29 protein-coding genes and 1 riboswitch are annotated in these 25,545 nt (G+C 65.5%); of the genes, 20 read left to right on the top strand and 9 right to left on the bottom strand.

Going from position 1 to position 25,545, the window contains the following annotated elements; genetic code table 11:
* Window positions 1–7: 7 nt before the first annotated feature.
* Window positions 8–871 carry a universal stress protein gene (locus tag ACIGJD_RS10995; protein WP_483686233.1) on the bottom strand — a complete coding sequence of 288 codons (864 nt, stop codon included), beginning with the start codon at window positions 869–871 and terminating at the stop codon, window positions 8–10.
* 107 nt (window positions 872–978) lie between these two features.
* The gene (locus ACIGJD_RS10990; protein ID WP_483686232.1) at window positions 979–2,124 is read right to left on the bottom strand and encodes an AI-2E family transporter; all 1,146 of its coding nucleotides are present in this window, start codon (window positions 2,122–2,124) and stop codon (window positions 979–981) included.
* 131 nt (window positions 2,125–2,255) lie between these two features.
* On the opposite strand from ACIGJD_RS10990, the gene ACIGJD_RS10985 reads away from it, so the two are divergent.
* Genes ACIGJD_RS10985 through ACIGJD_RS10970 form a run of 4 tightly spaced genes read left to right on the top strand, consistent with a single transcriptional unit; the run spans window position 2,256 to window position 5,655 of the window.
* Window positions 2,256–2,687, top strand: coding sequence for a hypothetical protein (locus tag ACIGJD_RS10985; protein WP_483686231.1), 432 nt, complete (start codon window positions 2,256–2,258; stop codon window positions 2,685–2,687).
* Window positions 2,688–2,736: 49 nt separating this feature from the next.
* The gene (locus ACIGJD_RS10980; protein WP_483686230.1) at window positions 2,737–3,261 is read left to right on the top strand and encodes a mycothiol transferase; all 525 of its coding nucleotides are present in this window, start codon (window positions 2,737–2,739) and stop codon (window positions 3,259–3,261) included.
* A complete protein-coding gene (locus tag ACIGJD_RS10975) occupies window positions 3,254–4,189 on the top strand; it encodes a ribonuclease Z (RefSeq protein ID WP_483686229.1) in 936 nt (311 codons plus the stop codon). Before ACIGJD_RS10980 ends, ACIGJD_RS10975 begins: the two co-directional genes overlap by 8 nt.
* Window positions 4,186–5,655, top strand: coding sequence for a protein adenylyltransferase SelO (locus tag ACIGJD_RS10970; protein WP_483686228.1), 1,470 nt, complete (start codon window positions 4,186–4,188; stop codon window positions 5,653–5,655). Before ACIGJD_RS10975 ends, ACIGJD_RS10970 begins: the two co-directional genes overlap by 4 nt.
* A gap of 111 nt (window positions 5,656–5,766) precedes the next feature.
* Here the strand turns inward: ACIGJD_RS10970 and ACIGJD_RS10965 are convergent, their stop codons facing one another.
* The gene (locus ACIGJD_RS10965) at window positions 5,767–6,603 is read right to left on the bottom strand and encodes a LysM peptidoglycan-binding domain-containing protein (RefSeq protein WP_483686227.1); all 837 of its coding nucleotides are present in this window, start codon (window positions 6,601–6,603) and stop codon (window positions 5,767–5,769) included.
* Between the two features lie 3 nt (window positions 6,604–6,606).
* Window positions 6,607–6,778: riboswitch (cyclic di-AMP (ydaO/yuaA leader) on the bottom strand.
* Window positions 6,779–7,069: 291 nt separating this feature from the next.
* Here ACIGJD_RS10965 and ACIGJD_RS10960 point away from each other — a divergent pair.
* The 3 genes from ACIGJD_RS10960 to ACIGJD_RS10950 are packed head-to-tail and all read left to right on the top strand — an operon-like array spanning window position 7,070 to window position 8,421.
* A complete protein-coding gene (locus ACIGJD_RS10960) occupies window positions 7,070–7,429 on the top strand; it encodes a TraR/DksA family transcriptional regulator (RefSeq protein WP_483686226.1) in 360 nt (119 codons plus the stop codon).
* Complete coding sequence (locus ACIGJD_RS10955; protein ID WP_483689476.1) at window positions 7,426–7,956, top strand: DNA alkylation repair protein; 531 nt, start codon at window positions 7,426–7,428, stop codon at window positions 7,954–7,956. The genes ACIGJD_RS10960 and ACIGJD_RS10955 overlap by 4 nt, the downstream gene beginning before the upstream one ends.
* 21 nt (window positions 7,957–7,977) lie before the next feature.
* A complete protein-coding gene (locus ACIGJD_RS10950; RefSeq protein WP_483686225.1) occupies window positions 7,978–8,421 on the top strand; it encodes a DUF1810 domain-containing protein in 444 nt (147 codons plus the stop codon).
* Window positions 8,422–8,457: 36 nt separating this feature from the next.
* Here the strand turns inward: ACIGJD_RS10950 and ACIGJD_RS10945 are convergent, their stop codons facing one another.
* Complete coding sequence (locus tag ACIGJD_RS10945; protein ID WP_483686224.1) at window positions 8,458–9,351, bottom strand: glucose 1-dehydrogenase; 894 nt, start codon at window positions 9,349–9,351, stop codon at window positions 8,458–8,460.
* A gap of 144 nt (window positions 9,352–9,495) precedes the next feature.
* The gene (locus tag ACIGJD_RS10940) at window positions 9,496–10,002 is read right to left on the bottom strand and encodes a metallophosphoesterase family protein (protein WP_483686222.1); all 507 of its coding nucleotides are present in this window, start codon (window positions 10,000–10,002) and stop codon (window positions 9,496–9,498) included.
* A gap of 73 nt (window positions 10,003–10,075) precedes the next feature.
* On the opposite strand from ACIGJD_RS10940, the gene ACIGJD_RS10935 reads away from it, so the two are divergent.
* Window positions 10,076–10,267, top strand: coding sequence for a DUF1918 domain-containing protein (locus ACIGJD_RS10935; protein WP_483686221.1), 192 nt, complete (start codon window positions 10,076–10,078; stop codon window positions 10,265–10,267).
* A 52-nt stretch (window positions 10,268–10,319) separates the two neighbouring features.
* A complete protein-coding gene (locus ACIGJD_RS10930) occupies window positions 10,320–10,835 on the top strand; it encodes an NUDIX domain-containing protein (protein ID WP_483686220.1) in 516 nt (171 codons plus the stop codon).
* Window positions 10,836–10,854: 19 nt separating this feature from the next.
* Here ACIGJD_RS10930 and ACIGJD_RS10925 read toward each other — a convergent pair whose 3' ends face one another.
* On the bottom strand, window positions 10,855–11,532 hold the full coding sequence (locus ACIGJD_RS10925) for an endonuclease/exonuclease/phosphatase family protein (RefSeq protein ID WP_483686219.1): 678 nt from the start codon (window positions 11,530–11,532) through the stop codon (window positions 10,855–10,857).
* A gap of 157 nt (window positions 11,533–11,689) precedes the next feature.
* On the opposite strand from ACIGJD_RS10925, the gene ACIGJD_RS10920 reads away from it, so the two are divergent.
* From ACIGJD_RS10920 to ACIGJD_RS10905, 4 genes are all read left to right on the top strand, one after another.
* Window positions 11,690–12,493 (top strand): thioesterase family protein, encoded by an 804-nt coding sequence (locus ACIGJD_RS10920; RefSeq protein ID WP_483686218.1) that lies wholly within the window; start codon window positions 11,690–11,692, stop codon window positions 12,491–12,493.
* 73 nt (window positions 12,494–12,566) lie between these two features.
* Window positions 12,567–13,109: a PadR family transcriptional regulator gene (locus ACIGJD_RS10915; RefSeq protein ID WP_483686217.1), complete on the top strand. Its 543-nt coding sequence runs from the start codon at window positions 12,567–12,569 to the stop codon at window positions 13,107–13,109.
* 4 nt (window positions 13,110–13,113) lie between these two features.
* Window positions 13,114–14,826 (top strand): ABC1 kinase family protein, encoded by a 1,713-nt coding sequence (locus ACIGJD_RS10910; RefSeq protein WP_483686216.1) that lies wholly within the window; start codon window positions 13,114–13,116, stop codon window positions 14,824–14,826.
* A 103-nt stretch (window positions 14,827–14,929) separates the two neighbouring features.
* Window positions 14,930–15,679: a lipoate--protein ligase family protein gene (locus tag ACIGJD_RS10905; protein ID WP_483686215.1), complete on the top strand. Its 750-nt coding sequence runs from the start codon at window positions 14,930–14,932 to the stop codon at window positions 15,677–15,679.
* 45 nt (window positions 15,680–15,724) lie between these two features.
* Here the strand turns inward: ACIGJD_RS10905 and ACIGJD_RS10900 are convergent, their stop codons facing one another.
* Window positions 15,725–15,982: a mycoredoxin gene (locus tag ACIGJD_RS10900; protein WP_236798496.1), complete on the bottom strand. Its 258-nt coding sequence runs from the start codon at window positions 15,980–15,982 to the stop codon at window positions 15,725–15,727.
* Window positions 15,983–16,132: 150 nt separating this feature from the next.
* Between ACIGJD_RS10900 and ACIGJD_RS10895 the strand changes: the two genes are divergently transcribed.
* Window positions 16,133–16,876: an SOS response-associated peptidase gene (locus tag ACIGJD_RS10895; RefSeq protein ID WP_483689475.1), complete on the top strand. Its 744-nt coding sequence runs from the start codon at window positions 16,133–16,135 to the stop codon at window positions 16,874–16,876.
* Between the two features lie 25 nt (window positions 16,877–16,901).
* On the opposite strand, the gene ACIGJD_RS10890 is transcribed toward ACIGJD_RS10895, so the two are convergent.
* Entirely contained in the window at window positions 16,902–17,324 is a 423-nt protein-coding gene (locus ACIGJD_RS10890) for a VOC family protein (protein WP_483686214.1), read from the bottom strand.
* Between the two features lie 19 nt (window positions 17,325–17,343).
* On the opposite strand from ACIGJD_RS10890, the gene ACIGJD_RS10885 reads away from it, so the two are divergent.
* A complete protein-coding gene (locus ACIGJD_RS10885; protein WP_142133710.1) occupies window positions 17,344–17,664 on the top strand; it encodes a chorismate mutase in 321 nt (106 codons plus the stop codon).
* Between the two features lie 25 nt (window positions 17,665–17,689).
* Here ACIGJD_RS10885 and ACIGJD_RS10880 read toward each other — a convergent pair whose 3' ends face one another.
* Complete coding sequence (locus tag ACIGJD_RS10880) at window positions 17,690–18,079, bottom strand: hypothetical protein (protein WP_483686213.1); 390 nt, start codon at window positions 18,077–18,079, stop codon at window positions 17,690–17,692.
* Between the two features lie 131 nt (window positions 18,080–18,210).
* On the opposite strand from ACIGJD_RS10880, the gene ACIGJD_RS10875 reads away from it, so the two are divergent.
* The 5 genes from ACIGJD_RS10875 (at window position 18,211) to pgsA (ending at window position 25,431) form a co-directional block, all read left to right on the top strand.
* Entirely contained in the window at window positions 18,211–18,561 is a 351-nt protein-coding gene (locus ACIGJD_RS10875; protein ID WP_483686212.1) for a hypothetical protein, read from the top strand.
* A gap of 11 nt (window positions 18,562–18,572) precedes the next feature.
* Window positions 18,573–22,064 carry a DNA polymerase III subunit alpha gene (locus tag ACIGJD_RS10870; RefSeq protein ID WP_483686211.1) on the top strand — a complete coding sequence of 1,164 codons (3,492 nt, stop codon included), beginning with the start codon at window positions 18,573–18,575 and terminating at the stop codon, window positions 22,062–22,064.
* A gap of 138 nt (window positions 22,065–22,202) precedes the next feature.
* On the top strand, window positions 22,203–24,212 hold the full coding sequence (gene thrS / locus ACIGJD_RS10865; protein WP_483686210.1) for a threonine--tRNA ligase: 2,010 nt from the start codon (window positions 22,203–22,205) through the stop codon (window positions 24,210–24,212).
* A gap of 18 nt (window positions 24,213–24,230) precedes the next feature.
* The gene (locus tag ACIGJD_RS10860) at window positions 24,231–24,818 is read left to right on the top strand and encodes an HIT family protein (protein ID WP_483686209.1); all 588 of its coding nucleotides are present in this window, start codon (window positions 24,231–24,233) and stop codon (window positions 24,816–24,818) included.
* Window positions 24,808–25,431 (top strand): phosphatidylinositol phosphate synthase, encoded by a 624-nt coding sequence (gene pgsA, locus ACIGJD_RS10855; protein WP_483686208.1) that lies wholly within the window; start codon window positions 24,808–24,810, stop codon window positions 25,429–25,431. The genes ACIGJD_RS10860 and pgsA overlap by 11 nt, the downstream gene beginning before the upstream one ends.
* Window positions 25,432–25,545 lie beyond the last annotated feature (114 nt).

Genomic DNA, 25,545 nt, shown 5'->3' with positions numbered 1-25,545 from the left:
GTACTGCCTACAGAGCGTTGGCAGCGTCAGTCCGGGTGATGATCACGGGGCACGGAAGGTGCTTCAGGACGCCGTGCGCGGTGGACCCGAGCAGGAGGCGCTTGAAGGCGCCCTTGCCCCGGCTGCCCACCACCAGCAGCCTTGCCCCGGCGGCGGCCTCGACAAGGGCGGCAACCGCGCCGCGTTCGGTTTCAAGCCGCTGGTGCACAATCAAGTCCGGGTAGTCTTCCTTGAGCCCTGCCACCGCCTCGGAGAGCACCACCCGTTCCTCGTCGGCGATAAGCTCCGCCATGGCTGCGGGCGACAGGCCGGCGTCGATGATGGGATCCGGCACGTCAACGGCGTACACGACGGTGAGTTCGTCGCCTTCGCGGTCTGCCTCCGCGGCCGCGAAGGCGACCGCCTGGGTCGATTCCGGGGATCCGTCAACGCCCACCACAACACCGGACCTGCCTTCGAGATCCTGTGTTCCGACGACGGCGACAGGGACCTTGGCGGCTGTGGCCACCTGGAGTGCGCGGTCGGCAAGGGTGCCGCCGAAGTGGCCGCTGCCCGAACCGATGACCATCATCGAGGTCCTCTTGGAGTACTTGGCAAGGGACCCGCCCACGCTGCCGGTCAACAACTCCGTTTCAGGGGTGACCGTAACCGTTCCTTCGAGGCGTCCGGCGGCTGTTTTCAGGAGTTCCTCCCCGGCCTGCTGAAGCGTTCCAAACCACGGATACGGTTCGGCAACCCACCGGTCGTCCACCACATGGAGGATTACCAGCGGCAGGTCCGCACGGTGGGCGCGGCGGGCGGCCCACACGACGGCGGCCTGGCTTTGTGCTGAGTCGTTGGTGCCCACAGCGATGGGTTTCCGGGATGTCATGGCCGCACTTCCTGCCTGTCGTGAACTGGCTTCTGCCATTCAAGACTGGCCCGGGTTCCGCCGGCTCTCTAGGGCCGAAAGTCACGGAAGCGCTGTTCAGGGGCGCTTCACGCCCCGGGCGCGGCCGGAGCGATAGGCTCCGGGCCGGGTGTGTCCCTGTCGGCCAGCGTCTTGTAGATGGTCCAGCCGACGGCGGTCAGCGGCACGGCCAGCAGCGCACCGATGACGCCGGCCAGCGTTGCCCCCACGGCCAGTGCCAGGATGATCACCAGCCCGTGGATCCTCAGGACCCGGCCCATGAAGAGGGGCTGGAGGAGGTGGTGTTCCAGTTGGTTGGCAGCAACGAGGATCACCAGGACCACCAGCGCGGGAACCGGTCCGTTCTCCACCAGGGCCACCAGCACCGCCAGGCTGCCGGCGGTGGTTGCGCCGATAATCGGTATGAAACCACCCAGGAAGACCACTGCGGCGAGGGGGACCGCCAACGGAACCCGCAGGATCAGGAGCCCGGTAAGGACGATGACGGCGTCAATGGCTGCGATAATGAGTGTCCCCCGGACGTAGCCGCCCAGCACCACGATGCTGCGTTCGGCCGCCAAATGTGCCTTGCCCTGGCGGGTCCCCGGGAGGAATCCGATCAGGAACCCCCGGATCTTCTCGCCGTCCTTGAGGAAAAAGAACAGGATCACGGCTGTCAGGACTGAACCTGCCACAATCTCCCCGGCCGTCCGCAGGCCCGTCAGCGCGTCGGCGCCCAGGGTTCCTCCAGCCAAAAACTTCTGGAACTCGCCGCGGGCTGCGTCGATCTGGTCACTGGTAAGGGCCCCAGGGCCGGTGGTGATGAATTGCTGCAGCTGGCCAATGCCTGCTTCTGCCCGGGCAGCCAGGACGGAGGCCTGCTGCCTCACCAGGGCGATGATTCCACCCACCACTCCGGCCGCCACCGCCAGGATCACCAGGAAGGAAGACAGCACCGCCAAGGCGCGGGGCCAGCCCCGAGCCGCGAGCCAGCGGACGGCAGGAGCCATTGCCGACGCCAGGATTAACGCAACCAGCACCGGGATGGTGACCAGCGGGACACGGATGGCGGCCGTCACCGCCACCCAGGCAAGTGCCAGGACGGACAGTGCCTGGATGGCCCGGATGCCGGCCCGGCCCAATGCGTCGGTCCATAGGAGGGACATCCGGGCGGCGAAGGACTGGGGCCGGGGCGGCTGTGCCGGGGGCCCGTCGGGGGACATTTTGGGTTCCATGCGATTCTCCTTGCTGGCCATCACGTTTTCTGCCCCATTTGCCTGTTCCTTACCCAGGACGGTTCACATCCAAGCCAGTTCGTCAGTATGCTTACTATTGTCCGCTGAACGGCAACAGGAAAGGCATCATCATGACTGAGCAGAACGTCCCTGACGATGAGCTGGAAGTTGTGGAGGAGGACGATGTGCCTCTCGACGAAACTCCCGGCGCGGCATCGTCGCTGGAACTGGACCCTGTGATGGGGGAACCCGACAGCTACCCGGGCGCTGCGGAGAACAATCCGGAACGCTGGCAGGAAGACCCCCTGTTGCAGAACGAGGCGGTCTCGGGAGAAGAAGAGGACTTCCTGAGCGAGCAGACGCTGCGGGACGAAAGCGCGCAGGCCCGCTACCGCTCCGGCGATGAACAGGTGCCCCCCGGTACGCCCACGCTGGGGGAGGCTGCGGCCGACGTCGATTTCGGCGAAAACCCCACAGGTCCCGAAGCGGACGCCAGCGACGACGAGGAAAACTTCGGCGGCTCCCCGCTCAGCCAATTTGAGCCGGACGACCTGGAACGATAGCGGTCCAAGGGTCCGGGCCCGCGGGGCCCGGACCGCGGGAAGGAAAGAGATGCACTCCAAGGAACTGCTGCTGGAGGCCTTCGACCGGCTTCCTTCACTTGTCCGCCAGGCACTGGAAGGGCTGGACGAGGCGGACCTGCAGCGCCGTCCTGCCGGTAACGGCAATTCCATCGGCTGGCTGATCTGGCATACGGGCCGGGTGGAAGATGCACAGGTGGCCTCCGCCTCCGGGCTGGAGCAGGTTTGGACGGGAGAAGGCTTTGTATCCCGTTTCGGGCTCCCGCTTGCGGAACGGGACACGGGCTACGGCCACTCCAGTGAACAGGTGGACGCAGTCAGGGCGCCCCGCGGGCTCCTGCAGGAATACTACGAGGCGGTCCACCGGCAGACCGCCAAGGTCCTGCAGGGTATTGATGATCCGGACCTGGACCGCGTGGTCGACGAACATTGGGATCCGCCGGTAACCCTCGGAGTGCGGCTGGTCAGCATCCTGGGGGACTGCCTCCAGCACCTCGGCCAGGCAGCATATGCCAAAGGGCTGCACGCGGAGCCGGCAGACGCCCCAAGTGCGTGAACTCGTGGTGCTGGGCACGGCTTCCCAGGTTCCCACCCGCACACGGAACCACAACGGGTACTTCCTGCGCTGGGACGGCGAAGGACTCTTGTTCGACCCCGGCGAGGGCACCCAGCGCCAAATGATCCATGCCGGGGTGGCGGCAAGCCAGATCACCAGGATCTGCCTCACCCACGTGCACGGAGACCACTGCTACGGCCTGCCGGGGGTCCTGTCCCGAATGGCCCTGGACGGTGCTTCACACCCCGTTCACCTTCACTATCCTGCCTCCGGCGAACAGATTGTCCAGGCCCTCGTGGCTGTCAGTTCGCCCGGTATCGACCTGCGGCTCCATCCGCACTCCGGCGCCGGACCCGTGGCGGACGGCCTGGAGATCCGGCCGCTGAGGCATCGCATCGAGACGTACGGATACCTGCTCACCGAGCCTGACGGCCGCACCTTCCTTCCGGAACGGCTCCGGGCGGCAGGAATCGAAGGGCCTGACGTGGGCCGACTGCAGCGCCAAGGCTTCTTCGGCGCAGTCGCGTTGGAGGACGTAAGCGTCCCCAGGCCCGGCCAGCGCTTCGCGTTCATCATGGACACCGCGCCGTGCGCCGGCGCGGAGGAACTGGCCGAGGGCACGGACCTTCTGGTCAGCGAATCGACATTCAGCAACGACGACGGCGGGCTGGCGCACCAGTACTTGCACCTGACCGCCGGGCAGGCAGGGGAGCTGGCGGCGTCCGGAAAGTCCCGGACGCTGGTGCTCACCCATTTTTCCGCACGGTATGGCGACGACATGTCCCTGCTTGCGGAGCAGGCGCAGGCACGTGCTGCAGGGACCACGGTCATCGCAGCCCATGACCTGCAGCGCATAGCCGTGCCTCCGCGGCGGCACCAGGTGCGGGAATCAGCGGACCATCATGACGGCGATAGGGTTAAACCATGACGGCAGCAGCTGAATCCATGGTGGCTTTTGACGGCCGCTTCGCGCGTGAACTGTCGGAACTCGCTGTTCCCTGGCAGGCCGAGGAGGCCCCCAGCCCCGGCCTCCTTGTCCTCAACGAGAAACTGGCGCGTGACTTGGGCCTGGACGCGGAGTACCTGCGCAGTCCCGAAGGCGTGCGGCTCCTGGTGGGAAATCACGTTCCTCCTGGCGCCACACCGGTGGCGCAGGCTTACGCCGGCCACCAGTTCGGCGGATACTCGCCCCTGCTCGGTGACGGGCGGGCGCTTCTGCTGGGCGAGGTCACGGACCGGAGCGGACGACTCCTGGACATCCACCTCAAAGGCTCTGGACGCACGCCGTTCGCCCGCGCGGGGGACGGCAGGGCCGTCGTCGGGCCCATGCTGCGCGAATACCTCGTCAGCGAGGCTATGTACGCCCTGCACATTCCCACCACCAGGGCACTCGCCGTCGTGGGCACGGGCCGCCAGGTCCGGCGCGACGGTATGCTGCCGGGCGCCGTCCTGGCCAGGGTGGCAAGCAGCCACCTGCGCGTGGGCAGCTTCCAATATGCGCGTGCCACCGAGAACCTCGACCTTCTGAAGCGCTTGGCGGACCATGCCATCAGCAGGCACTACCCCCAGGCCGCGGAAGCCGAAAACCCCTACCTGGCACTGTTCGGGTCGGTCGTCTCCGCGCAGGCGGAACTGGTGGCCCGCTGGATGCTGGTGGGATTCGTCCACGGGGTCATGAACACGGACAACATGACCATCTCAGGGGAAACCATCGACTACGGCCCCTGTGCGTTCATGGATGCCTTCAATCCTGCGGCCGTCTACAGTTCAATCGACGTCAGCGGCCGCTACGCCTACGCCAACCAGCCGGTTCTGGCCGAATGGAACCTTGCCCGGCTGGCGGAGGCGATGCTGCCGCTTATCCACGAAGACCAGGAGCAAGCGGTGGCCCCGGCGGTGGAGGTGCTCGGCCGGTTCCGGGGGCATTACAGCAGGGCATGGACCAGCGGGATGAAGGCGAAGCTGGGACTCGGCGGCGGCGCAGGAAGTGACGACGCGGCGGCATCCGGGCTGGTGGATGAAGCCATTGCCATCCTGAAGGACGGCCCCGTGGATTACACCCTCTTCTTCCGTAACCTTGGCAAGGCGGCCCGGGGCGAGCTTCGTCCGGTGCGGGGGATGGTGCTGGATTTGGCCGCGTTTGATTCCTGGGCGGAGCGGTGGAAGGCACTTAAACCAGATGCGGAGCTGATGGACAGGGTCAACCCGGCGTACATCCCCAGGAACCACCTTGTGGAGGAGGCGTTGGCCGCTGCCACGGACGGAAACCTGTCACCCTTGGAGCAGCTGCTGGAGGCAGTCAGCGACCCCTTCACCGAGCGGTCCGGGCTTGAACGCTACGCGGAAGGCGCCCCTGAAGACTTCGGCAACTATATGACCTTCTGCGGGACCTGACAGCTGCAGACGCGAAGGGCGGATGCAAGAGAAGGGCGGCAGCCGGTTTTACCGGCCGCCGCCCTTCTTGTTTAGTGCCTGCGCGGTTGCGCGCCTGCGGTTGTGCGAAGACTAGGCGACGCGGACCGCGGAGTAGCCGCCGAGCCAGCTGATGGAGTGCACCTCGGTGTCGTAGCCGTTCACGCCGCCGCTGACAACCTGGCCGTTGCCGGCGTAGACGCCCACGTGGCCGGAGGTGATGATCAGGTCGCCGGGAGCAGGAGCGCTTACCACGGTGCCGTACTGGAAGAACTGGGTGGGGGCAAGATCGCCCACGGACTTGCCCACCGAGCGCAGCGCCTTCTCAACCATGGCAGTGCAGTCCTGCTGCACGCCCAGCTGGCTGTAGGCGTTCGCCAGGATGGCAGCGCCGGTGCCCGTGCCGGTGGGGGCTGACACGGGGGTGGCCGAGGCGTAGGACATGTTCATGACGGTGTTGGCCGGAGCGGAGGCTGCAGTCTGCACGGGTGCTGCTGCGGGAGCCGGTGCCGCGGTGTAGCTTGCTCCGGGGATCTGGATCTGGTCGCCGGGGTAGATTACCGAGGACAGGGCCAGGCCGTTGGCGGACAGGACATCGTTCAGGCTGACACCGTAAGCCGACGCGATGGCTCCGAGGGTGTCGCCGGAAACAACGGTGTGAACGCTTCCTGCTGCCGCTGCCGGAGCGGCAACGGGGGCCGCAGGTGCGGAGTAGGCCTGCACGTTGGTCTTTTCAGTGGTGTCCGGGCCGGTGACACCGGCGTGGGCCGGGGCTCCGACGCCGAAGGCAATGCCGGACGCTGCAGCAACTGCCAGCGCAGGGCGGCCCAGCGAACGGGCCTGGGACTTGGCTGTCACGGCGAGGCCCTCGAGAACAATGGAGCGGGCCGGAGTTGCGCGGTGACGGGCAGGGGTGGAATTTTTTGACACGGTTGATCGCCTCTCCCATGCCTGCGGGGTGAGCTGTCGGGTTCGGGCTGGAGATACCCGGCCGGAAGCAACCCCGTTACGGACGGAGGCGCTATCGACTTAACCCCAAGGCCACAAGGTGGCCGCGGAAACTTGGTTCCCCCGTCCCTGCCAGCTGGAGCGGTTGTATCCCATGATCAGCGGCAGGGCTCGGCATACTGATGGGAATGTCCCGACTGAGAGGGACACCTGAAGACCATAACCCACATGCAGGGGCATTGTCACATTTGGATAACAGACGAGGTCCGGCTCTCGAATTACGCAAACGTGTGGATGTTACCGGCCGTCCTCGCCTGACGTCGCCTTATAGCCCCGGCATCCAGAGAGGTAACGCTACGGATACGGACCCGTGATGATAGTGCGGCTCCCTCATCGCAACCGGCCGTTTCCATACATCAGTCCGCCATTGGACCGCTAGGCTGTTTCCATGCCAGATTTCCACCGGTTCCGGGTGCTGCTCGAAGAGGAGCGGGCGCGGCGGCTGGAGCTGCTGCCGGCGCTGCGGGCTGATATCGCCGCGGCGAATTCGGCCCGGCAGGACTCCAATGTCGATGACGAGCACGATCCCGAAGGGGTCACGATTGCTTTCGAGCTTTCGCAGGCTTCGGCCCTCCTGAAGCAGAGCTCGGCCGGGCTTGACCAAATAGATGCGGCGCTGGCCCGCCTGGCCGCGGGGACCTATGGAACCTGCGCCGTGTGCGGGGAACCCATTGCCGAAGGCAGGCTGGAAGCCCGGCCGTGGACGCCGTTCTGTATCCGGCACGCCTCGTCCGGCCGGGGACGATGACCGGCCCGGCGGATGTGGTGTCCGCGGCGGTGGAGTTCGTTGACCGGACCCTCCAGAACGAGGGCGCCTGGTACCGTGCGGACGACGTCGGGAACCGGCTGGGCTGGGCGTTGGACTCTTATGGCTCCTCCATCGGCGCGGTGCGCGGCACGGTGCGCGACACGCTGCGTAAATTCAAGGACCTGGACCACGACGCCACGGTGATGCTTGCCTCCGCCCTGTGGGGACAGCCCAGGCCCGGCTCCCGTCCGGTGTTTGAGCGCAGGTTGGCGGCCGTTGTGCTGTTGCAGTCAAGGGTGCGCCTGCTCCGGCATTCGGACCTGACCCGGCTGGAAGGCTTCCTGCGTTCTGCCCAGGCGGCTGACCTGGCGCAACCCCTCCTTGCCGACGTCCTGGTGCCGCTGCTGTCCGGCCTTGGGGAGCGCGAGCGGCAGCGGGCCAGCGTGGTCCTGGCCCGGTGGCGGGACGACCCCGATCCGCAGCTTCAGGCAGCGGCAGCCGCCCTCGAAAACGATTTGACCCTTTGACCTCGAAACCGGGAGATCCACATGAACGAGCACTTTGACCTTGACCGTTTTGTTGCCGCTCAAAACAGCGCCGGAACCTACGACCAGGCGCTGGGGGAGCTGCAGGTCGGCAGGAAATCCGGGCACTGGATGTGGTTCGTCTTCCCGCAGATCGCTGGCCTGGGGCAGAGCGCAACGTCCCGCAAGTACGCCATCTCTTCACTCGCCGAGGCGCGCGCCTACCTGGACCACGAGGTACTGGGACCGCGGCTGCTGGAGTGCGCGCTGGTCCTGGCGAACCATGCCGACCAGTCCGCCGAGGACATTTTCGGCGGCATCGATGCCAAAAAGCTCCGGTCGTCCATGACACTGTTTCTCCGGGCGGCACCCGGAGAAACAGTGTTCAAGACCGTCCTGGCCCAGTTCTTCGACGGCCAGCCTGATCCTGCCACCGACGAAATCCTGGCCGGCCAGGCGGCTAACTGACCTTCTGTTGACGGTCCTGCCAGCCTGGCGCTCACGCTAGGGCGTGGGGCTGCCGCCGTTGACGTTCAGCGTCTCGCCCACCACGTAGCTGGACTCGGGTGAGGCCAGGAAGACGTAGGCGGGTGCCAGCTCCGCAGGCTGTCCTGCCCGGCCCAGGGGAGTGGACTGTCCGAATTCCGGCAGCTGCTCCTTGGGCTGGCCGCTGCTGACCTGCAATGGGGTCCAGATGGGCCCCGGCGCCACGGCGTTCACCCTGATCCCCTTGGGGGCCAGTTGCTGCGCCAGCCCCTTGGTGAAGTTGTTGATGCTGGCCTTGGTGGTGGCGTAGTCCACCAGGGTGGGGGACGGGTTGTACGCCTGGATCGACGTGGTGTTGACGATGGTCGACCCGGCCGGCATGTGCGGGACGGCGGCCTTCGTCACCCAGAACATGGCGTACACGTTGGTCTTCAGGGTGTGGTCGAACTGCTCGTCGGTGATGTCCTGCAGGTCCTCCTGGGCCACCTGTTTCCCGGCGTTGTTGACCAAAATGTCCACCCCGCCCAGCACGGCAACAGCCGTATCCACCAGTTCCCGGCAGGTCGCCGAATCCTTGAGATCGCCCGGCACCTTCACAGCCTTGCGGCCGGCGGCCTCGATGATCCCGGCAATACGGGAGGCGTCCTCCTCTTCCTGGGGCAGGTAGGAAAGGACGACGTCGGCGCCTTCCCTGGCAAAGGCAATGGCCGTTGCGGCACCGATGCCTGAGTCCGCGCCGGTCACGATGGCGCGGCGGCCTTCCAGCCGTCCCGTTCCCCGGTACGTTTCTTCGCCCAGATCGGCCTTGGGTGCCAGGTCGGCATCCAGTCCCGGCTCGGGCTGGTGCTGCTTGGGCGGGGAAATCTTTTCGTAGGCAGTCACGGGATTGCGGAAGGTGTACTGGTCAGTCATGGTGGTCCTCCTGTTCGTGCGGACTCGGGCTGTTTCGTCGCCCCGGAAACTGAAGCAAAACCCCAAAAAGCTAAGCATGCTTACGGTTCCCTAGCCTAGGCAATGCAACCCCGCCCTGCCAAGCGGCCGTTTGGGCCGGCCACGTCAATCCCGGCGCACTTCCACCAGCCTGACTTCCGCCAGCCGCCCGCCGTCCACCACCGCTTCCATAAACGTGCAGAAGGGCTGCCGGCGGCGGTCCGTGGGCGAGCCGGGATTCAGCAGCCGCAACCCGCCGGGCGACACCGTGTCCCAAGGGATGTGGCTGTGCCCGAACACCAGGACATCGACCTCCGGATACAGCGCTTCGCACCGTTGTTCGCGGCCCTTTGCCTGCCCTGTCTCGTGCACCATCGCAAACCGGACACCGTCCAGCGTGGTGGTGGTTGTCGCCGGAAGCCGCTGGCGCAGCTCCGGGCCGTCGTTGTTGCCAAACACCCCCAGCAGCCGCTTGCTTCGGCGCTCGAACTCGTCCAGCAGCGCCGCCTCCACCCAGTCACCGGCGTGGAACACCACATCGGCACTTTCGATGGCCCGCCACACCGGCCCGGGCAGGTCTTTGGCGCGCTTTGGCACGTGGGTGTCGGCGATGAGGACAAGGTTCAACGGCATATCCGCATCCTGCCATGGTGCCCTGTTCCCGTGCCCCCGGCAGTCGTAATCTGGGGGCTGGGAGGTGATTGCCATGGAGGCAGCCCAAGGCGACCGCATCGTGGTGCACGGAAGGACAGTGGGGTCCTCGGACCGGCACGGGGTTATTGTGGAAGTCCGCGGCGAGGGCGGAAGCCCGCCCTATGTCGTCCGCTTTGACGACGGGCACGAAACGGTCATGTATCCCGGCGGCGATTTCGCCGTCGACCGAGCACACAACACCTGACGGGTGGAGCGGCGGGACTGCGGCCGGCCGCACCACCTGTCAGACTGGGGGAATGGATCACTTTCCGTACTCCAGCACATCCTCCACCCCGCCGCCACGCTCCGGTCCACGCGACCCGGGCGACGCCTGGGTGGAAGGGGACCGTGGCCGGTACTGGGGCAGGTTCGGCGCAGCCGGCGTCCTGGCCTACGACCCCGCCAAGGGCGTGCTCCTGCAGCACCGCGCCGTCTGGAGCCACAACGGGGGAACGTGGGGGCTGCCCGGCGGGGCGCTGCATGAGGGCGAAGAAGCGGTGGAAGGCGCGCTCCGGGAGGCCTTTGAGGAGGCTGCGGTCCCGTCGGAGAGTGTGGAGGTGCTGTTCACCTCGGTACTGGACCACGGGTACTGGTCCTACACCACCGTAGTGGTGCGGGTGCTGGAATCCTTCGAGCCCGTCATCAGCGATCCCGAAAGCATTGCGCTGCTCTGGATCCCGGTAGCCGAGGTGGAGGCCCTGGAGCTGCATCCAGGCTTCGCGGCCGCCTGGCCGGACCTGCTGCCGCGACTGGATCCCGGGGAAGCCTGGTAAACCCGGACTGCGCCTTTTGTCAGTAGCCTTCGCCGTACTCGGCCGTCACCAGGATCGGCAGATGGTCCGAATTGCCGCGCGGCAGCGTCTCCACGCTGGCGATGTCCAGGCCCAGTGACGTAGCGAAATCGAAGTGGCCCTTGAACACCTTGTACCGGGTGTAGGTCCGCCTGTTGCTGAGGGACAGGGCGTATCCGGAGTTCTTCATGTGCATGTCAAGGTTCTTGGTGAAGAACGGGTAGTTGAAGTCGCCCACCATCAGGGTCATCAGGCCCCTGCCCATGCTTAGCAGTTCGGCGTGCGCCGCGTGGATCTGCTTGCGGCGCAACGAATTGGAGGCCGTGAGCGGGGCTGCATGGAAAGAGCCGATCACCAGCTCATGCTGCGTTTCGTTGTCCATCACCCTGGTGCCGATCAGCCGCTCATGGGCCGGGGCCAGCACCCTGTCATGCATGGACTTCTTCAACGCGAACGACTGGGTGTCCAGGGCAGTAAAACGGCTGCTGCGGTAATAAATGGCCAGCCCCAGCCGGTTGCCCTTGGTGGCGTCGGCGAGATGGAGGGGGCCCAGGGTTTCCGGAAGGTCGCTGGCATCCACTTCCTGGAGGCACAGCGCATCGATGTCATGGTTCCGTGCCAAGGCGAGGAGTTCGCCGCTGGCAGCGTGCTTGCGGAGGTTGTAGCTGATGACGCGCATGAAACACCTCTTTTGAGGGTTGCTGACAGGACCAGTTCCTTACTCTAGCCGGATTGCCGCCGCCATCCTCCAACATTTCGCCGGCCGCCCCGGCGCGCCCTTCACGCGAAGGATAGAGTTAGTGGCAATTCACTGAATGTTTCGTAAGGGGCCAGCCTTGACTGCAGACCTGCCCGAACTCGCCGAGGGCAACTTTTACTACCAGGACCTGGGAGAGGGCCGGTTCCGGTCCACCATCCACGCCCAGGGCGCCTGGAATGCCCATGAACAGCACATGGCACCGGCATCCGGCCTTCTGGCCGACGTCCTGGAACGGCACCAGCCCCGGGAAGACATGCGGATGGCGCGGATCAGCTACGAGATCCTTGGCCTGATCCCGGGTGGGGAGTTCAGGATCGACACCACCACACTGCGGCCCGGCAGGACCATCGAACTGGTGCAGGCCGAACTGGTGGCCGGCGGCCGCACAGCGATCCGCGCCACCGGGTGGCGGATGATGACCAGCGACACCGTCGAGGTGGCCGCCGTCGAGGACGCCACCATTCCGGGCCCTGACGAATGCAAGCCTTATGACGGCTCTGCCGTCTGGCCCGGTGGCTACATCCGGTCCCTCGAAATGCGGGTGGCCGAAGGGCACCGGCCAGGGGCCGGGAAAGTGTGGCTGCGCACCGAACATCCGCTCACCGACCGGGCCGACAGTGGGGATTTCGCGCGCCTCATGGGACTGGTTGACACCGCCAACGGCATCGCCGCCCGGGTTCCGCCCGGCAAGGACAGCTACGCGTTCCCCAACCTGGACCTGCAGATCCACATGTACCGCAGGCCTGAGGGGGAGTGGCTGGGGCTGGACAATGCCGTGTCGTTCGGCCGTGACGGGATCGGCCTCACGTCCACCGTGCTGCACGACCGGCAGGGCCCGTTCGGCCGCGCCGAACAGATCCTGACGCTTCGGAGGACGTGACCGGCAGCTATGGTGCCCTCCTGTATCGCTGAGTATCGTTGTATATCGTTCGCGATTGACAAAGGAGTTCATCATGCGCGCGTCATACCCTGCAGGCGGATTCGGTCCCGGTAATTTCGACGGGATGTGGCAGGCCGTCGAAGAGCTGAGGTCCAGGTTCGAAAAACGGGGTGGAACCCGTGCCGGGAAAGGCGAGGTGAGGGTAGCTGTCCTGGCCCTGCTCGCAGAGCGGCCCATGCACGGTTACCAGATCATCCGTGAAATCGAGGAGCGCAGCGGCGGCAGCTGGAAGCCCAGCGCTGGTTCTGTCTATCCCACCCTGCAGCTGCTGGCCGATGAAGGAACCATCAGCGCCGAGGAATCCAACGGCCGGAAGATCTACTCCCTCACCGAAGCAGGCCGCGAGGAGGTGGCGGCCCACCACGGTGCTGCCCCCTGGGATCCGGCGGGCACCCAGTCCGGAACCGGAGTTGCTTCCCTCCCCAAAGCCGGGATTGAGCTGGCCCAGGCGGCGGCCCAGGTGGCCCGGATCGGCTCGCCGGAACAGGTGCAGCAGGCGGTGGCGGCGCTGGACGAGGCCCGGCGCCGGCTGTACGCCATCCTCGCCCAGGACTGACCCGGTGGCGTCGACTGTCCAGGACAAGGCCGCCGACCCGCTGCCCACGCGCGAGCACCGGGGGCGCTACCGGCGCATCCTGCGCTTCGCCGCCCGGAACCTCGCCGCCACGTGGTGGTTCGAACTGTTCCTGCCGCGGATAGGACTCGGCCGGATCTCCGCGCGCACCCGGTCCAGCCGGATGCGCCGCTTCGCGCAGCGGTTCCACGATCTGGCCGTGGAACTCGGCGGCCTAATGATCAAGGTGGGCCAGTTCCTCTCCTCCCGGCTCGATGTCCTTCCACCGGAGATCACCAAGGAGCTTGAGGGGCTGCAGGACGAGGTGCCGCCGGTCGCCTTCCCGGCCGTCTCTGCCCTGGCGGAACAGGAACTGGGGACGCCACTGGCAAGCGTCTTTGCCGCCGTGGACCAAACGCCCATCGCCGCTGCCTCCCTGGGCCAGGCCCACCGGGCCCGCCTCAATGCCGTTGACGCCGGCGACACCGGGCTCGACGCCGTGGTCCTGAAAGTGCAGCGCCCCGGCATCGGAGCCATCGTCGACGTCGACCTCGCCGCGCTCCGCAAGGTGGCCGGCTGGCTCAGCCACATCCGGCTCGTGTCCCGCAGGGCCGACATGCCGGCCCTTGTGGAGGAATTCGCCCAGACCAGCCTCATGGAAATCGACTACCTGCACGAGGCCGTCAACGCAGAGCGTTTCGCCGCGGACTTCGCCGGCGATGACCGCGTGGAGGTTCCGGGCGTGGTGTGGGAGCGGACCACCCGCCGCGTGCTGACCCTCGAGGACGTGACGGCCATCAAGATCACAGACGTCCGGGCGCTCCGGGCCGCCGGCATCGATCCCGCCGAGGTTGCGCCCGTGTTCGCATCCATCATGTTCGACCAGCTCTTCACCAACGGCTTCTTCCACGCGGACCCCCACCCGGGAAATATCTTCGTGACCCCGGTTCCGCCAGGAACAGGGGAACTTGCATGGAAACTGACGTTCATCGACTTCGGCATGATGGGGGAGGTAACAGCCTCCACCCGCAGCGGGCTGCGGAAGCTGCTGATCGCCGCCGCCGCGCGTGATGGCAAGGGACTTGTTGCGGCCATCAACGATGTAGGCGTCCTGATGCCGTCAGCCGACAGCGCGGGGCTGGAGCGGGCCATGACACAGCTCTTTGCCCGCTTCGGCGGCATGGGCTTTGCCGAGCTGCGCGAAGTGGACCCCCGGGAGTTCCGCGATTTTGCCGTGGAGTTCGGCGACGTGGTCCGTTCGCTGCCGTTCCAGCTGCCGGAAAACTTCCTGCTGATCATCCGGGCCATGTCCCTGACATCCGGAGTCTGCAGCGCCCTCGATGAACGGTTCAACCTGTGGGACTCGGTGGAACCTTACGCGGCGCAGCTGCTGCGGGACGAGCGCGGCAACGTTGTGCAGGATGTGGCCAGGCAGGCTGTCGACGCCGCCGCCGTGGCCTTCCGCCTGCCCCGCCGGCTGGACGCCCTGGCCACCCGAATCGACGAGGGATCCCTTCAGGTAGCCGTTCCGCGGCTCGAGCGGCAGGGTGCCCGGCTTGAAAGGGCTGTGCGCCGCTCCGCCTCCGCCGTGGTTTTCGGCGCGCTGCTGCTCGCAGGCGCGATCGTCCGCGTCGACGACCTGGCGCTAAGCAATGTGCTGATGGCAGCATCGGCCTTGCCCCTGCTGCACGCGCTGTGGGTGGGCCGCCGGGGGCATTAAGGCCCGTGCCGCCGTCGGGCGTACCCTAGGGAGGGCCTGTCCGGGCCGCCATCAAACCTGTCGCCACCGAAACCGTCGACGCCACAGCCCAGGGAGCTTCGCCATGCAAGACACCGCTACCGGACTCCGCCCGCTTACCGTGGTGCGGCAGGACGTATCCCTTGGTGCGGGCCGCGACCTCGAATTTGGCCTGGAGCTGCTGGCCAGGGCCAGGAGTGGCGGGATAGGGCCCACCCTGCGGCTGTACCGGCCTGCTCCCACCGTGGCGTTCGGGCAGCGGGACACCCGGCTGCCTGGTTTCGATGCCGCAGCCCGGGCCTGCCGCGATAACGGTTTTGAACCCCTGGTCCGCAGGGCGGGGGGACGCGCTGCCGCCTACCACCAGGGCACGCTGGTGGTGGACCATATCGAACCGGACGCGGATGCCGTGGCCGGGTCCAAATGGCGGTTCGGCTACTTTGGCGAACTTTTTGCGACGGCGCTGCGAAGCGTGGGGGTGCAGGCGGCGGTGGGCGAGATCCCGGGAGAGTACTGCCCCGGTGAATTCAGCGTGCACGGCACCGACACGAAGGACGGCTCACGGCGCTTGAAACTTGTGGGAACTGCCCAGCGGGTGGTGTCCGGCGGATGGCTGTTCAGCTCCGTCATTGTGGTGGAGGATTCGGCCCCGATCCGCAAGGTCCTCACGGACAGCTACGCGGCACTGGGCCTGGACTGGGACCCTGCCACCGCCGGTGCTGCCAATGACCTGGTGCCCGGCCTGGACGTGGCAGCTGTTGAGCAGGCCCTGCTGGAAACGTATGCGGGCCATGCCGCCCTGGAAACTGCCTCGTTCAGCAGCCTGGGGGCATGACCCGCAAAAAGTTGTACGGCGGGCGCCGCAGGTGGATGTAACCGATCAGGCGGCCAAGCGGCTCTTGACCTCTGCCGCAGACGGGTTGGTGGCTGCGGTGCCGTCCGGGAAAAGGACGGTGGGAACGGTCCGGTTGCCGCCGTTCAGCTGCTCCACGAGCTCTGCGGTCCCCTCCACCTCTTCGATGTTGATTTCGTTGTAGCCGATGCCCTGCGCATCGAGCTGCTTCTTCAGCCGGTTGCAGTAGCCGCACCAGGTGGTGGAAAACATGGTGATGGTGCCGGATTCGGGAGTGAAGTCCACAGGGAGCTCCTTTACGTCGCTTGGAAGGTTTCCTTACGTTCAACCGTAGCGCGGCCGCCGGTATTCCCCCGTACAGCAGTGCCGGGGCGGTGCCGGATGACAGTTTATGGCGGGCGGTGGGAAGCTGGTGCCATGTGTGGACGCTACGTAATGGCCCGTGCCGTGGGGGACCTCCTGGCTGAGTTCGACGCCGAACTGGAGGACGAGGCGAGCATCCCGCCGTCGTGGAATGTGGCGCCCACCGACGCCGTCCCCATCGTGCTGGAGCGCCTGAAGGAGGACGACGCCGGGCCCAGGCAGGTACGGCAACTGCACGTGGCACGCTGGGGCCTGGTTCCGTCCTGGGCGAAAGACCTGAAAATCGGGTCCAGCATGATCAACGCGCGGAGCGAAACGGTGCTGGAGAAACCCGCGTTCCGGAAAGCGGCAAAGTCCCGGCGCTGCGCAGTCCCGGCCGACGGCTACTACGAATGGAAGCAGGGCCCCGGGAAGTCCAAACAGCCGTACTATGTGCACCCGGGCCAGGACCACGGCCTGGTTTTCGCCGGCCTCTATGAATGGTGGAGGGACCTGTCCGTGCCCCAGGGGGAGCCGGCGCGCTGGCTGCTGTCCATGTCCATCCTCACCGCTGACACGCCTCCGCCGGGTACGGAATCCACCATCTTTGGGAAGTTAACGGAACTGCACGACAGGGTACCCCTGCCCATGGACCAGGCCACCATGGAAGCCTGGCTGGACCCTCAGGCCGATGACGCGGCCGGGCTCGTGGACCTGGTGCGGTCACGGGTCAAGGATGCCGCCGCCCACTGGCAGGTTGAGTCGGTGGGCAAGGAAGTGGGCAATGTCCGGAACAACGGCCCGGAACTGATCCGCCCGGTGGAGGCGCTGTTCTAGCAGCCCCGCTTAAGGAACCCTGCCCTCATACGGTGACCGTGCCGGCGTCGTCCACTGCCCAGGTGGGGTTGTAGGCCACTTCCCAGCGGAAGCCGTCGGGGTCGGCGAAGTAACCCGTATAGCCGCCCCAGGGCTGGGTGACCGGCTCGGCGATGATGGCAGCGCCGGCGTCCGCTGCCTCCTCCATGACCCTGTCCACGTCCGCCGGACTTGCCACATTGTGGCTGAGGGTGATGCAGGGGACGCCGGACGGGGGATTGGTGCCTGCTTCAGCCTGCATCTGGCGCGCGTCCCAGAGGGAGAGCACCAGGCCGTGGTTCACCTGGATGAACAGCACCTCCCCGGCCTCCTCCCGGTGGACCGGCCAGCCAAGGCCGTCAATGTAGAAGGCGCGCGAATCCGCAACGTTGCGGACACCGAGGGAGATAAAGTCGACTCTGGGCTCCATGCTTCGATACTGTCAGACGATGGCGACAATTCAAGGAAACGACAGGGATGCCCGGGCGGACAAGGAACAGCTCGCGGCCGTCCGGATTGCCGTTGACGAGGTGGATGAGCAGATTGTCACCCTCATCGCCCGCCGCGAACGGCTGATCAGGATTGCCGGAACCCTCAAGGGTGATGACGCCGAGGTGCGCGCCCCCGGACGGGTGGAGCGCATCATTGAGCATGTCCGTTCCGCGGCGGAGAAAAAGGACATCGACCCGGACATCGTGGAGTCAACGTACCGGGCCATGATTTCCGCGTTCATTGAACTTGAACTGCGGATCCACAAAGAAAACAGCTGACCTTTAAAGTGTTTGTGGAGGTGGCCTAAAGAGCCTCCTCCACCGGCACGCCGTGCTGGAACTCCCGTCCGTCAGCCTCGCTGAAGGCAGAGATGACGTGCCCCTGCCCCAGCCCATCAAGCGCTGACAGGGGAAAGCTCCCGGTAATGCTGTTGTCCGAATGGGACACCCCGGACAGGTCGTAGTCCTCCTCGACCCCCTGGTCACGGTTGAACGAGTAGCAGGCGATTGCCTCCCCGTTCATGAATTCAATGCACAGCCGCCGCTGGAATGAATAGTCCGGCGAGGCTCCCATCAACCCCACCACGTAGGCGCCGGATTCCGGAATGGCGCCGTCGATATCGAATGTGGCAAGGATGGTGGAGTCCTGGGCCTTGATGCTTGCCTGCTTGAGGAGTGCGTCATCGGTACTCATGCCAACATCCTGCTCCCTGCCGCACGCTCCGTCCACCCCCGCCTATGTTTTGCTGCGGAGGCGGCGTAGACTGGCAGTATTCGAATACATGTTCGAATACTCGTTTCAGGTTTATCGTCCGGGGAGGCGTCATGGGCATGTTCAGTGAGTCTGTTGACGTCGTGTGTTCCGCCGCAGGCCAGCCTGAATCGATTACCTGGGCGGGCAGGTCCTACACGGTCTGCGCCGAACCTGTCAGGTGGTACGAACGCCGGCAATGGTGGGCGGAGGACGCCAGGGCTCCCTTGGGAAGCGGGCAGGGCGTGGTGGACCACGAAATCTGGCGCATTCAGGTGCTGCCCGTCCGGAAGCCATCCCGTTCCGGGGAGTTCAATGATGCTGCCGGCGCAGAACCACTCACCCTTGACCTGTCCCGCCACCTCCCCAGCGGCCGGTGGCGGTTGCTGCGGATCCATGACGCGCTACGCCCCAGAACTGCTTGAAACAGAACAGCATGAGCTTCACCCACCTTCACGTTTCCACTGCATTCAGCGCCCACTACGGCGTCTCCTGGCCGGAGGAGTTGGCTATGGCAGCCGCCGCGGACGGGGCCACTGCCCTTGCCTGCACCGACAGGGACGGCCTGTACGGCACCATCAAGCACCTCAAGGCCTGCATGGCTGCCGGCATCGATCCCATTGTGGGGGTGGACCTGGCAGTCTTTGACGACGACGGCGATCACCGCACGCAGGTAGCCGGCCGGGCGGTGGTGCTGGCCAGGGGCAACAACAACGGTGCAGGTTACCGTGCGCTTTGCCGCCTGGTTTCCGATGCCCACGCCAGGACTTCGGGGAAGGCCGGGGGAGCGGTGCCCGCGGCAGTCACCCGCGCCGAACTTGCCTCCCGCACCCTGGACCCCCAAACACTCAAACCGGTGCTGACTGTCCTGCTCGGCCCTGATTCCGACGTCGGCCGGGCAATGGGCGGGCGGAGGTACCTGCGCCCCCGGACCCTGTTCAAGCAATGGATCGATGCCATGCCCGCGGGAACAGTGGTGGCGGAAATCGTCTCCCAGCTCAGCGCGCCGGGTACCCCGTTCAGCACTGCCCATGCCGTCCGCATGCTCAGGCTGGCCGAGGAACACCATGTACCAGCCATCCTCACCAATGCCGTCCGCTATTGCGCTGCCGATGGAGCCCCGACTGCCGACGTCCTGGACTCTGCCAGGACCTTGAAGTCCCTGCCGGAACTGGCAGGGGAGCCGCTGCTGCAGCCAACCGGACAGGGGTGGTTGAAAACCGGGGAGCAAATGCTTGCACTGGGGAAGGAGATCATTTCCGCTGCAGGTTATGGTGCCGCGGACCTCAAACAGCTGATGGCCCAGACCGAGGCGCTCGCCGACCTCTGCCGGATCGATCCCTCCACCGATATGGGGTGGAAGCAGCCGGTGGTCCCAGAGGCATCAGTCATTGGCATCGAGCAGGATCCGCACGCCGAACTCATCCAGCGCTGCCATGCGGGAATCGGCAGGCGGTTCGCCGGTGTCAGCGGCAAGGCTGAGAGGGACATGTTGCTTCGGCTGGACCATGAGCTGGGCATCATCAACAACCTCGGTTTCTCCTCCTACTTCCTCACGGTGGCGGAGGTATCCCGGATGATCCAGGACATGGGGGTCAGGGCGGCCGCCAGGGGATCGGGGGCCTCCAGCCTGGTCAACTACCTGATCGACGTCAGCCATGTGAACCCCCTTCAGCACGACCTCATTTTTGAACGGTTCCTTTCCAACGACCGCGCCACCCTTCCAGACATCGACATCGACGTCGAAAGCGCTGAACGCCACAACGTCTACCGGCGGATTTTTGAGCGGTTCGGCTCTGAACGGGTCACCCTGATGAGCATGCAGAACGGATACCGGGCGCGGGGGGCAGTACGCGACGCCGGGCTGGCGCTGGGTATGGACGACGGCGAGGTAGGGGAGATCGCAAAGCAACTGTGGCGGTTCTCGGCGCGAAAGTTCCGTGAGGCGCTGCAGGAAAAGCCAGAGCTGCGGGAGTTTGCAGGCCGGGTTGAACAGCGCGATACCGATGGCAACCAACAGTTGGACCTGCTGGTGGACCTGACCGAACGCCTTGACCGGCTTCCCCGCCACATCTCCATGCACCCCTGCGGGGTGATACTGGGCGATGCCACGCTTCTGGATCGTACCCCGGTCCAGCCAAGCGGGCTTGGCCTGCCCATGAGCCAGTTCGATAAACATGACATGGATCCCATGGGCATGCTCAAACTCGATGTCCTGGGTGTCCGCATACAAAGCGCCATGGCTTTCGCAGTACGGGAAATCATCCGCATCCACCCCACCAAAAAAGAGGTGGTGGCAGCCGGCGGGCACCCGCTGGGAGCTGACGGCACAGGGCCGGATTACATTGCCGGGGATGGCCGGATCGACCTTAACGCCGTCCCCCTTGACGATGAACCAACCTACGAACTGATCAGGAGCACGCACACCTTGGGCTGCTTCCAGATTGAATCCCCCGGGCAGCGGGAACTGATCGGCAAGATGGCTCCCCGGGAATTCAACGACCTCATCATCGACATCTCCCTGTTCCGCCCAGGGCCGATGAAATCGGACATGGTGCGGCCCTTCCTGGAACACCGCCACGGGTTTGCCCCTGAGGTGTATCCGCATCCGGATCTCAAACCCGTGCTGCAGGAAACCCACGGGGTTACGGTCTTCCACGAACAAATCCTGAAAACCCTGGACATCATGACCGGTTGCGGGCTGGCCAAGGCCGACGAGTTCCGCAGGGCGTTGAGCAACGAGGTGGGGGAGGCGCAGGTGGAGGAATACTTCCGGCGCCACGCAAAGGCCAGGGGGTACACCCCCGAGGTAGTGGACAAGGTATGGGGGACGTTGAAGTCCTTTGCCAGTTTCGGCTTCTGCAAGGCCCATGGCGCTGCCTTCGCCGTTCCCACCTACCAGTCCGCCTGGCTCAAAGCACACCATCCTGAAGCTTTTCTGGCAGGCTTGTGGGAGCACGATCCCGGAATGTATCCCAAACGGCTTCTGGTGGCCGAAGCCCGGCGGCTGGGCATCCCCATCCTTCCCCTCGACATCAACAGGAGCAAAGCCGAGTACAGGGTGGAGCGGATCGAATCCGGAAAGGACACCGGCAGGCTGGGAATCCGCCTCAGCCTGAACGGTATCTACGGACTGTCGGCCGCCGAATTGAAGCGCATCGTGGCCGGGCAGCCCTATGATTCGCTGGCTGACCTTCGGGCGCGCTCGCGGCTTAGCAAGCCAAGCGTCCGGCGCCTTGCCCAACTGGGTGCCTTTGATTCCCTGCACCGGGAAGCAGGAGGCCAGGCCAACCGCGCGGACCTGGTGCAGCACCTGCAGCAGCTCCAAACCGCCAACGGAACCCGCAAAGGCATGGAGGTGCTGGAGGGGCAGTTGGCGCTTCCCCTGGGCGACATCGAACTGCGGAACATCAAGCCCGGGCTCCCCGCCCCCACACTGGTGGAAAATGTCAGGGCAGAACTGGACCTCATGGCCGTCGACGTCAGCACCCACCTGATCGACAGCCACCGGCCGCTGCTGGAAGGGCTGGGAGTCACCACGGCGGACAAGCTCCTCAGTCTGCGCAACGGCACTGAAGTGCTGGTGGCAGGAGTGCGCGTTGCAACCCAAACGCCTCCCATGCGCGGCGGCAGGAGGGTGGTGTTCATCAGCATCGACGACGGTACCGGCTGTGTGGATTCGGTCTTCTTCCACGAGGCCCAGGAAAGTGCCGGGCCGCTCCTGTTCGGCACCCGCCTGCTGCTGATCCGCGGCACCACCCGCAGGACCGGTCCCCGGGGCATCAGCATCAGTGCAAGCATGGCATGGGACCTCAGCAGGACAGAGACCCTGCCCTTCCCGGAGGCCACGACGGCGGGCGGCGGGGACGTGGCCCATCCCCTGGATGGCATCAGCAGGACATTGGCGATCACCGGTTTTAACGGATGAGCCTGCAGTTTTTATGGTGCGGGCCTGCCGTGCGCCGCGTTGGTCGGGCCTGACCGGAACCGATAGCATTGACGGTGGCTGGCTGTGGTCCCCGTATGCCACAAGCTATGAAGCCTCAACTTTGAATAGGAGACACCCGTGTCAGATGCCCAGCAGATCACCCTTCTCGTCGATGGCGAAGAGACCAAGGTGACTACCGGGACAACCGGTGCGGAACTCTTCTTTGAGCGCCGGGACGTAGTGGTTGCCCGCGTCAACGGCGAACTGAAGGACCTGGACCAGGAGCTTCCCGAAGGCGCCGAGGTGGAGGGTGTCACCATTGATTCGCCCGACGGCCTGAACGTGTTGCGCCACTCCACAGCCCACGTGATGGCCCAGGCCGTGCAGCAGCTGCGTCCCGACGCCAAGCTCGGCATTGGCCCCTACATCACCGACGGCTTCTACTTCGACTTCGAAGTTGCCGAGCCGTTCACCCCCGAGGACCTCAAAACCCTCGAAAAGATGATGCAGAAGATCGTCAACCAGAACCAGAAGTTCGTCCGCCGCGTGGTCAGTGAGGACGAGGCCCGGGAGGCCATGAAGGACGAGCCCTACAAGCTCGAACTGCTCGGCAAGAAGAACGACGCCGCCGAGGCCGGGGAAGGCGTGAACGTCGAGGTCGGTGCCGGCGACATCACCATTTACGACAATGTGGAACGCAAGGAAGGCACCACCGTCTGGTGTGACCTGTGCCGCGGCCCGCACCTGCCCAACACCAAGCTGATCTCCAATGCCTTCGCCCTGACCCGCTCGTCGTCGGCCTACTGGCTGGGCAACCAGAAGAACCAGCAGCTGCAGCGCATCTACGGCACCGCCTGGCCCACCAAGGAAGCGCTGAAGGCCTACCAGGAGCGCATCGCCGAGGCCGAACGCCGGGACCACCGCAAGCTGGGCTCCGAACTTGACCTGTTCTCCTTCCCGGACGAGCTCGGTTCAGGCCTGCCCGTCTTCCACCCCAAGGGCGGCATCATCCGCAAGGAGATGGAGGACTACTCGCGCCAGCGCCACGTCGAAGCAGGCTACGAGTTCGTCTACACCCCGCACATCACCAAGGGGCACCTGTACGAGGTCTCCGGCCACCTGGACTGGTACAAGGACGGCATGTTCCCGGCCATGCACGTGGACGCTGAACTCAACGAGGACGGTACGGTCCGCAAGCCCGGCCAGGACTACTACCTGAAGCCGATGAACTGCCCCATGCACAACCTCATCTTCCGCTCCCGCGGCCGGTCCTACCGCGAGCTGCCCCTGCGGCTGTTCGAATTCGGCTCGGTTTACCGGTACGAAAAGTCCGGTGTGGTGCACGGCCTCACCCGTGTCCGTGGCATGACACAGGACGACGCCCACATCTACTGCACCCGCGAGCAGATGAAGGATGAGCTCACCAAGACCCTCAATTTCGTCCTGGACCTGCTCAAGGACTACGGGCTGAACGACTTCTACCTGGAACTGTCCACCAAGGACCCGGAAAAGTACGTCGGCGACGACGCCACCTGGGAAGAAGCCACCAGGACCCTGGCCGAGGTGGCCCAGGAGTCCGGACTGGAGCTCGTGCCGGACCCGGGTGGAGCTGCGTTCTACGGTCCGAAGATCTCAGTGCAGGCCAAGGATGCGCTGGGGCGTACCTGGCAGATGTCCACCATCCAGCTGGACTTCAACCTGCCCGAACGCTTCGAGCTGGAGTTCCAGGCCGCCGATGGCAGCCGCCAGCGCCCCGTGATGATCCACCGCGCGCTGTTTGGCTCCGTGGAGCGGTTCATGGGCGTCCTCACCGAGCACTACGCCGGTGCGTTCCCTGCCTGGCTGGCGCCGGTCCAGGTGGTGGGCATCCCCGTTGCCGAGGCGTTCAACGAGTACATGTTCGACGTCGTGGACCAGCTTAAGGCTGCCGGTATCCGCGCAGAGGTGGACACTTCATCCGACCGGTTCCCCAAGAAGATCCGTACCGCCAGCAAGGACAAGATCCCGTTCGTGCTGATCGCGGGCGGCGACGACGCGGAGGCAGGCGCGGTGTCGTTCCGCTTCCGCGACGGAAGCCAGGACAACGGCGTACCGGTGGAGGAAGCCGTCAAACGGATCACCGACGCCGTCCGCAGCCGGACCAGCTAGCCGAACGGAAGCAGCACAGTGCAGGAGAACACAGGCGCAGGTTATCCAGGCGATGACGGCGTTACCGACGATTTTGCCCTCGCCGGTGTCCCGGACGCCTTTCAGCGCCTGTGGACTCCGCACCGCATGGCCTACATCAAGGGCGGGCAGCACCAGTTCAAGAACGAGAACGACTGCCCGTTCTGCGTGGGTCCAGGCCGCACCGACGAAGAGGCCCTCATCGTCCACCGCGGCCGGACCTGCTACGTGGTGCTCAACCTTTTCCCCTATAATCCGGGCCACCTGCTGGTCTGCCCGTACCGGCACATCCCGGACTACACGGACCTCACGGTGGAAGAAACGGCAGAATTCGCTGACCTGACCCAAACGGCCATGCGGGTGCTGCGCAAGGTCTCCAATCCCGGCGGCTTCAACCTGGGCATGAACCAGGGAGTGGTGGGGGGTGCCGGAATCTCAGCGCACCTGCACCAGCACATCGTTCCGCGGTGGGGCGGGGACGGCAACTTCTTCCCCATCATCGCCCAGACCAAGGCCATCACCCAGACCCTCGATGAGGTCCGTCAGCAGGTGGCCAACGCCTGGCCCGGGGAGTCGGATGCTGAATAGGCATGCCCGCGGCTTCTTCACCGCCCTGTTCACTCCGCTGGCCCGCTGGCTCCTGAAGATCGGTGTCTCCCCGGACGCGGTGACAATCCTCGGTACGGCTGGGGTTGCTGCAGGAGCCCTGGTGTTCTACCCCTTGGGCCAGCTCTTCTGGGGCACCCTCTTCATTACGGCCTTCATCTTCTCCGATGTCCTGGACGGCATCATGGCCCGCATGCAGGATGTAAAAAGCCGGTGGGGCAACTTCCTCGACTCCACCCTGGACCGGATCGCCGACGGTGCTCTCTTCGCCGGCGTTTCCGTCTGGTTCTTCACCGGCGGCAACAACACCGCCATCGCCGTCTCCGCCCTGCTGTGCCTTGTCCTGGGCATGGTGGTTTCCTACGCCAGGGCCAAGGCCGAATCCCTGGGGTTCACCGCCAACGTGGGCATCGCAGAACGTGCCGAACGCCTGGTATCCGTCCTGGTGGTCACCGGCCTGACCGGCCTGGGGCTCCCGCCGGTGGTCCTCCTGGTGACGCTGGTCCTCCTTGCGGTGGCGAGCCTCGTGACGGTGGTGCAGCGCATCGTTTCCGTCCGCCGGCAGGCGCTGGCGGAACCCACGCCCGCTGATTAAGCATGATTAAGCCGGGTGCGTGGCGGGGGACTAGTATATAAGTGCCCGGTCAAGGGACCCGGCAACCCGTGCGTGCACCCCCGGCAGCTGCCGCCGCATGCCCGGCGAAGATCA

The sequence above is a fragment of the Arthrobacter sp. E1SS-5 genome, from assembly GCF_057073715.1.
The sequence above is the reverse complement of the archived record's forward strand: the minus strand, read 5'-3'. Positions and strand labels throughout refer to the sequence as shown.

What these genes read in the sequence shown, in the direction of transcription:
- ACIGJD_RS10995 (WP_483686233.1), bottom strand. Translation starts at nt 871, where the DNA reads ATGACATCCCGGAAACCCATCGCTGTGGGCACCAACGACTCAGCACAA.
- ACIGJD_RS10990 (WP_483686232.1), bottom strand. Translation starts at nt 2,124, where the DNA reads ATGGAACCCAAAATGTCCCCCGACGGGCCCCCGGCACAGCCGCCCCGG.
- ACIGJD_RS10985 (WP_483686231.1), top strand. Translation starts at nt 2,256, where the DNA reads ATGACTGAGCAGAACGTCCCTGACGATGAGCTGGAAGTTGTGGAGGAG.
- ACIGJD_RS10980 (WP_483686230.1), top strand. Translation starts at nt 2,737, where the DNA reads ATGCACTCCAAGGAACTGCTGCTGGAGGCCTTCGACCGGCTTCCTTCA.
- ACIGJD_RS10970 (WP_483686228.1), top strand. Translation starts at nt 4,186, where the DNA reads ATGACGGCAGCAGCTGAATCCATGGTGGCTTTTGACGGCCGCTTCGCG.
- ACIGJD_RS10960 (WP_483686226.1), top strand. Translation starts at nt 7,070, where the DNA reads ATGCCAGATTTCCACCGGTTCCGGGTGCTGCTCGAAGAGGAGCGGGCG.
- ACIGJD_RS10955 (WP_483689476.1), top strand. Translation starts at nt 7,426, where the DNA reads ATGACCGGCCCGGCGGATGTGGTGTCCGCGGCGGTGGAGTTCGTTGAC.
- ACIGJD_RS10950 (WP_483686225.1), top strand. Translation starts at nt 7,978, where the DNA reads ATGAACGAGCACTTTGACCTTGACCGTTTTGTTGCCGCTCAAAACAGC.
- ACIGJD_RS10945 (WP_483686224.1), bottom strand. Translation starts at nt 9,351, where the DNA reads ATGACTGACCAGTACACCTTCCGCAATCCCGTGACTGCCTACGAAAAG.
- ACIGJD_RS10940 (WP_483686222.1), bottom strand. Translation starts at nt 10,002, where the DNA reads ATGCCGTTGAACCTTGTCCTCATCGCCGACACCCACGTGCCAAAGCGC.
- ACIGJD_RS10935 (WP_483686221.1), top strand. Translation starts at nt 10,076, where the DNA reads ATGGAGGCAGCCCAAGGCGACCGCATCGTGGTGCACGGAAGGACAGTG.
- ACIGJD_RS10930 (WP_483686220.1), top strand. Translation starts at nt 10,320, where the DNA reads ATGGATCACTTTCCGTACTCCAGCACATCCTCCACCCCGCCGCCACGC.
- ACIGJD_RS10925 (WP_483686219.1), bottom strand. Translation starts at nt 11,532, where the DNA reads ATGCGCGTCATCAGCTACAACCTCCGCAAGCACGCTGCCAGCGGCGAA.
- ACIGJD_RS10915 (WP_483686217.1), top strand. Translation starts at nt 12,567, where the DNA reads ATGCGCGCGTCATACCCTGCAGGCGGATTCGGTCCCGGTAATTTCGAC.
- ACIGJD_RS10905 (WP_483686215.1), top strand. Translation starts at nt 14,930, where the DNA reads ATGCAAGACACCGCTACCGGACTCCGCCCGCTTACCGTGGTGCGGCAG.
- ACIGJD_RS10895 (WP_483689475.1), top strand. Translation starts at nt 16,133, where the DNA reads ATGGCCCGTGCCGTGGGGGACCTCCTGGCTGAGTTCGACGCCGAACTG.
- ACIGJD_RS10890 (WP_483686214.1), bottom strand. Translation starts at nt 17,324, where the DNA reads ATGGAGCCCAGAGTCGACTTTATCTCCCTCGGTGTCCGCAACGTTGCG.
- ACIGJD_RS10885 (WP_142133710.1), top strand. Translation starts at nt 17,344, where the DNA reads ATGGCGACAATTCAAGGAAACGACAGGGATGCCCGGGCGGACAAGGAA.
- ACIGJD_RS10880 (WP_483686213.1), bottom strand. Translation starts at nt 18,079, where the DNA reads ATGAGTACCGATGACGCACTCCTCAAGCAGGCAAGCATCAAGGCCCAG.
- ACIGJD_RS10875 (WP_483686212.1), top strand. Translation starts at nt 18,211, where the DNA reads ATGGGCATGTTCAGTGAGTCTGTTGACGTCGTGTGTTCCGCCGCAGGC.
- ACIGJD_RS10870 (WP_483686211.1), top strand. Translation starts at nt 18,573, where the DNA reads ATGAGCTTCACCCACCTTCACGTTTCCACTGCATTCAGCGCCCACTAC.
- pgsA (WP_483686208.1), top strand. Translation starts at nt 24,808, where the DNA reads ATGCTGAATAGGCATGCCCGCGGCTTCTTCACCGCCCTGTTCACTCCG.